The following is a 5,496-nucleotide window of genomic DNA, read 5'->3' on the forward strand; positions in this document are numbered from 1 at the left end:
GGGCGTGGCTTGGCGGAATCGTGGGATAGAGAGGGCTTGGCATGTCGCAATCGGCGTTGAGGCTCGTGGGCAAGGAAGACGGAGACAAGCAGCGCGCGCTCGAGGCGGCGCTGGCGCAGATCGATCGGGCCTTCGGCAAGGGCTCGGTGATGAAGCTCGGCGACAAGGGCAAGGTCGTGGAGATCGAGTCGGTCTCGACGGGCTCGCTCGGCCTCGACATCGCGCTTGGCATCGGCGGCCTGCCCAAAGGGCGGATCATCGAGATCTACGGGCCGGAATCGTCGGGCAAGACGACGCTCGCCCTGCACGTGGTGTCCGAGGTCCAGAAGGCCGGCGGCACCGCCGCCTTCGTGGACGCCGAGCATGCGCTCGACCCCTCCTACGCCCACAAACTGGGCGTCAACCTCGACGACCTGCTGGTCTCGCAGCCGGACACCGGCGAGCAGGCCCTGGAGATCACCGACACCCTGGTGCGCTCGGGCGCCATCGACGTGATCGTCGTCGACTCGGTGGCGGCGCTGACGCCGCGGGCCGAAATCGAGGGCGAGATGGGCGACCAGCTCCCCGGCCTCCAGGCCCGTCTGATGAGCCAGGCGCTGCGCAAGCTGACCGGCTCGATCTCCAAGGCCAAGACCCTCGTGATCTTCATCAACCAGATCCGCATGAAGATCGGCGTCATGTACGGCTCGCCGGAGACGACGACGGGCGGCAACGCCCTGAAGTTCTACGCCTCCGTGCGGCTCGACATCCGCCGCACCGGCTCGGTGAAGCTGCGCGACGAGATCGTCGGCAACAACGTCCGGGTCAAGGTGGTCAAGAACAAGGTCGCCCCGCCGTTCCGCGAGGTCGAGTTCGACATCATGTACGGGGAGGGGATCTCCAAGCTCGGCGAGATCATCGACCTCGGCGTCAAGGCCGGGGTGATCGACAAGTCGGGCTCCTGGTTCTCCTACAACTCCCAGCGCATCGGCCAGGGCCGCGACAACGTCCGCGAGTTCCTGAAGAACAACCCGGACATCGCCGCCGACATCGAAAAGGCGGTCCGCGGCGCCAAGTCGAAGGTCGAGGAAGAGCTGCTGGTCGGCGGCCCCGAAGCGGGCGACGAGGAGTAGCGGTCAGGATCGCGCGCGGGCGACATCGCGGCCGCCGGGGCGGGCTTTACCGCCAACCCAGGGCCCGCCTTCACCGCCACCCCACCCGCGATCGGCCCGCGCGCGTGCCAGGACGCTCGAGGCTCCCTCACCGGGGCTTCGGGCGTCCTTTTTCTTTGCCTGCTTTCCGCCAAGTCTCGTAAACCCACGGACCCACCCCAGATAGGGGTTCAAAGTCACGCTTGCGACGACGGAAAGCCATGCCGACCCTGAACGAGATCCGCAGTCAGTTCCTGGACTTCTTCGGACAGCGCGATCACGCCGTCGTCGCCTCGGCTCCGCTGGTGCCGCAGAACGACCCGACCCTGCTGTTCGTCAACGCCGGCATGGTGCCGTTCAAGAACTACTTCACCGGCCAGGAGACGCCGCCCTACCTGCGCGCCACCTCGTCGCAGAAGTCGGTCCGCGCCGGCGGCAAGCACAATGATCTCGACAACGTCGGCTACACCGCCCGCCACCACACCTTCTTCGAGATGCTGGGGAATTTCTCCTTCGGCGACTATTTCAAGGAAGGCGCCATCGAGGCGGCCTGGACCCTGGTCTCCAGGGAGTTCGGACTGCCGCGGGACAAGCTCCTCGTCACCGTCTACCACACTGACGATGAGGCGGCGGAGCTGTGGAAGAAGATCGCCGGCTTCTCCGACGATCGCATCATCCGCATCCCCACCTCCGACAACTTCTGGTCGATGGGCGACACCGGCCCCTGCGGCCCCTGTTCGGAGATCTTCATCGACCAGGGCCCGGAGCTGGCCGGCGGTCCGCCCGGCAGCCCCGACGAGGACGGCGACCGGTTCCTTGAATTTTGGAACCTCGTCTTCATGCAGTTCGAGCGCTTCGCCGACGGCACGCAGAAGCCGTTGCCCAAGCCGCAGATCGACACGGGCATGGGGTTGGAGCGGATTTCCGCCATCCTGCAGGGCGTGAAGTCCAACTATGAGACCGACCTCTTCCGCACCCTGATCGCCGCGAGCGTCGAGGCCACCGGCGTCAGGGCGGAGGGCGAGGCCCAGCCCTCGCACCGGGTGATCGCCGACCACCTGCGCTCATCCAGCTTCCTGATCGCCGACGGGGTGACGCCCTCGAACGAAGGCCGCGGCTATGTGCTGCGCCGGATCATGCGCCGGGCCATGCGCCACGCCCACATCCTCGGCGCCCAGGAGCCGCTGATGCATCGCCTGGCGCCGACGCTGGTCGCCGAGATGGGCGAGGCTTATCCGGAGCTGCGCCGCGCCGAGCCGGCGATCGTCGACACCCTGCGCCAGGAGGAGGAGCGCTTCCGCGTGACCCTCGGCCGCGGCCTCGCCCTGCTCGACGAGGCGACGGCCGGGCTTGGCGAGGGCGACACCCTCTCCGGCGAGACGGCGTTCAAGCTCTACGACACCTACGGATTCCCCCTCGACCTGACGCAGGACGCGGTCCGCGCCAAGGGCCTGACGGTCAACACCGACGAGTACGACGCCGCCATGACCCGGCAGCGGGAAATGGCCCGCGGCGCCTGGAAGGGTTCCGGCCAGGTGGCGGCGGCCGCGGAATGGTTCGCGATCCGCGACCGCCTGGGACCGACGGTGTTCACCGGCTACTCGGGCGATGAGGAGACCGGCGAGCTGCTGACCCTGGCGGCCGACGGCGCCGAGATCGACAAGGCGGCGGCCGGTCAGCGGGTGCAAGCGCTGTTCGACCGCACGCCGTTCTACGCCGAAAGCGGCGGTCAGGCCGGCGACCGCGGCGAGGCTGTGTGGGACGGCGGCCGGGCTCGCGTGCTCGACGTCCAGAAGCAGGCCGGCGACCTGCACGTCCACGACCTGGAGATCCTCGAGGGCGAGCTGGCTCCCGGGGCGCGGGTGCGCCTGGGGGTCGACGCCGAGCGCCGGACGGCGACCCGCGCCAATCACTCGGCCACACACCTGCTGCACGCCGCCCTGCGCAATGTCCTGGGCGCCCACGTGACGCAGAAGGGTCAGATGGTCGACGGCGAGCGCATCCGCTTCGACTTCAGCCACGGCCAGCCGGTGACGCCTGAGGAGATCGAGCGCATCGAAGCCGAGGTGAACGCCGTGGTCCGCCAGAACCTTCCGGCCGAAACCAAGGACATGAAGCCGGAGGAGGCGATCGCCGCCGGGGCGATGGCCCTGTTCGGCGAGAAGTACGGCGACAGTGTCCGCGTCCTGACGCTCGGCCGGGCGCTGCGCGGGGCGGGGGACTATTCGGTCGAGCTGTGCGGCGGCACCCACGTCGCCCGCACCGGCGACATCGCCCTCTTCAAGATCGTCCAGGAACAGGGCGTCGCCGCGGGCGTGCGCCGCATCGAGGCCCTGACGGGCGAGGCGGCGCGCCGCTGGCTGCTGGAACAGGCGCAGGTCGCCAAGCTGCTGGCCGATCAGTTCAAGGTGCCGGTGTCGGAGGTCGGCGCGCGGGTCGAGGCCCTCGACGCCCAGCGCCGCAAGCTTGAGAAGGAACTGGCCGACGCCAAGCGGCAACTGGCCATGGGCGGCGGCGGCGGCGAGGCGGCCGGCCCCGAGGAGATCGGCGGCGTCCAGGTGCTCGCACGGGTCATGGACGGGGTGGGCGGCAAGGACCTGCGGCCGATCGCCGAGGCCTTCAAGAAGCAGCTTCCCGACGGCGTCATCGCCCTGATCGGCGTTGCGGAGGGCAAGGCGGCGGTCACCGTCGCGGTGACCGGCGCGGCCCAGGGCCGGTTCAGCGCGGTGGAGCTGGCCAAGGCGGCGGTCCAGGCCCTGGGCGGCCAGGGCGCGGGCGGACGGCCGGACTTCGCCCAGGGCGGCGCCCCAGACGGCGCGAGGGCCGCCGACGGCCTCGCCGCCATCAAGGCCGCTCTGGGCTGAACGAAAGACGGCGGCCGGGTCGCCCCGGCCGCCGCCATCTGTTAGGCTTGCTTGGGGCTTAAGCCGCCCTCAGCGCCGCCTCCAGGTTCACCGCCACCCGGTCGATGAAGCCTTCGGTCGTCAGCCAGCCCTGCTGGTCGCCGACCAGGAGGGCGAGGTCCTTGGTCATCGCGCCGCCTTCGACGGTAGCGACGCAGACCTTTTCCACCGTCTTGGCGAAGGCGATCAGCTCTTCGTTGCCGTCCAGCTTGCCGCGGTGCTCCAGGCCCCGGGTCCAGGCGAAGATCGAGGCGATGGAGTTGGTCGACGTGCTCTCGCCGCGCTGGTGCTGGCGGAAGTGGCGGGTGACGGTGCCGTGGGCGGCCTCGGCCTCCATGGTCTTGCCGTCCGGCGTGATCAGCACCGAGGTCATCAGGCCGAGCGAGCCGAAGCCCTGGGCGACCTGGTCGGATTGCACGTCGCCGTCGTAGTTCTTGCAGGCCCAGATGAAGCCGCCGGACCACTTCAGCGCCGAGGCGACCATGTCGTCGATCAGGCGGTGCTCGTAAACCAGGCCCGCGGCCTTGAACTGCTCGGCGTACTCGGCCTCGTAGATCTCCTGGAAGATGTCCTTGAAGCGACCGTCATAGCCCTTGAGGATGGTGTTCTTGGTCGACAGGTACAGCGGGTAGTCGCGGTTCAGCGCGTAGGCGAAGCTGGCGTGCGCGAAGTCGCGGATCGACTCGTCGACGTTGTACATCGCCATGGCGACGCCCGAGCCGTTGAAGTCATAGACCTCGCGCTCGATCTTCTCGCCGTTCTCGCCTTCCCAGCTGATCTTCAGCTTGCCCTTGCCGGGGACCTTGAAATCGGTGGCGCGGTACTGGTCGCCGAACGCGTGGCGGCCGATGATGATGGGCTGGGTCCAGCCCGGGATCAGGCGCGGGACGTTCTTGCAGATGATCGGCTCGCGGAAGACGACTCCGCCGAGGATGTTGCGGATCGTGCCGTTCGGCGACTTCCACATCTCCTTGAGGTTGAACTCCTTCACCCGCGCTTCGTCGGGGGTGATGGTGGCGCACTTCACGCCGACGCCGTGCTTCTTGATGGCGTTGGCCGAGTCGATGGTGATCTGGTCGTTGGTCGCATCGCGCGCCTCGACGCCGAGATCGTAGTACTCCAGCTCCACGTCGACGAACGGGAAGATCAGCTTCTCCTTGATGAGCTTCCAGATGATGCGGGTCATCTCGTCGCCATCGATGTCGACGACGGGGTTGGCGACTTTGATCTTGGCCATGTGGCGGGAGGCTCCGGGGAGAATTGTTTCTATCGCGTCCTATTAACCGGCGGACCGGCACGCGGAAAGGTTTGCGTGCAGGTCAGCCGACGCTGCGGACCAGAAGTCGCCCGAGCGCGGCGAACATAGCCTGCTGCGCCTGCGGCGTCGCGGGCGTTCCGGCCAGGAACACCGCGGCGGCGTAGCTGCGCCGGTCGGGCAGGGTGAAGATGCCGACGTCGTTGGC

At 68.4% G+C, this 5,496-nt stretch carries 3 protein-coding genes; 2 read left to right on the plus strand and 1 reads right to left on the minus strand.

Translation table 11 applies throughout. From position 1 onward, the window contains the following. Nucleotides 1-41 precede the first annotated feature (41 nt). Nucleotides 42-1,112, plus strand: a complete 1,071-nt coding sequence (gene recA / locus ACILRF_RS13970; protein WP_395673911.1) for a recombinase RecA — start codon at nt 42-44, stop codon at nt 1,110-1,112. A gap of 239 nt (nt 1,113-1,351) precedes the next feature. Further along, the gene (alaS, locus tag ACILRF_RS13975) at nt 1,352-3,994 is read left to right on the plus strand and encodes an alanine--tRNA ligase (RefSeq protein WP_395673913.1); all 2,643 of its coding nucleotides are present in this window, start codon (nt 1,352-1,354) and stop codon (nt 3,992-3,994) included. Nucleotides 3,995-4,052: 58 nt separating this feature from the next. Here alaS and ACILRF_RS13980 read toward each other — a convergent pair whose 3' ends face one another. Continuing rightward, entirely contained in the window at nt 4,053-5,270 is a 1,218-nt protein-coding gene (locus ACILRF_RS13980; protein ID WP_395673915.1) for an NADP-dependent isocitrate dehydrogenase, read from the minus strand. Nucleotides 5,271-5,496 lie beyond the last annotated feature (226 nt).

It is taken from the genome of Phenylobacterium sp. (assembly GCF_044236515.1).
In the GTDB taxonomy this organism is placed as follows: Bacteria; Pseudomonadota; Alphaproteobacteria; order Caulobacterales; family Caulobacteraceae; genus Phenylobacterium.

What these genes read in the sequence shown, in the direction of transcription:
- alaS (WP_395673913.1), top strand. Translation starts at nt 1,352, where the DNA reads ATGCCGACCCTGAACGAGATCCGCAGTCAGTTCCTGGACTTCTTCGGA.
- ACILRF_RS13980 (WP_395673915.1), bottom strand. Translation starts at nt 5,270, where the DNA reads ATGGCCAAGATCAAAGTCGCCAACCCCGTCGTCGACATCGATGGCGAC.
- recA (WP_395673911.1), top strand. Translation starts at nt 42, where the DNA reads ATGTCGCAATCGGCGTTGAGGCTCGTGGGCAAGGAAGACGGAGACAAG.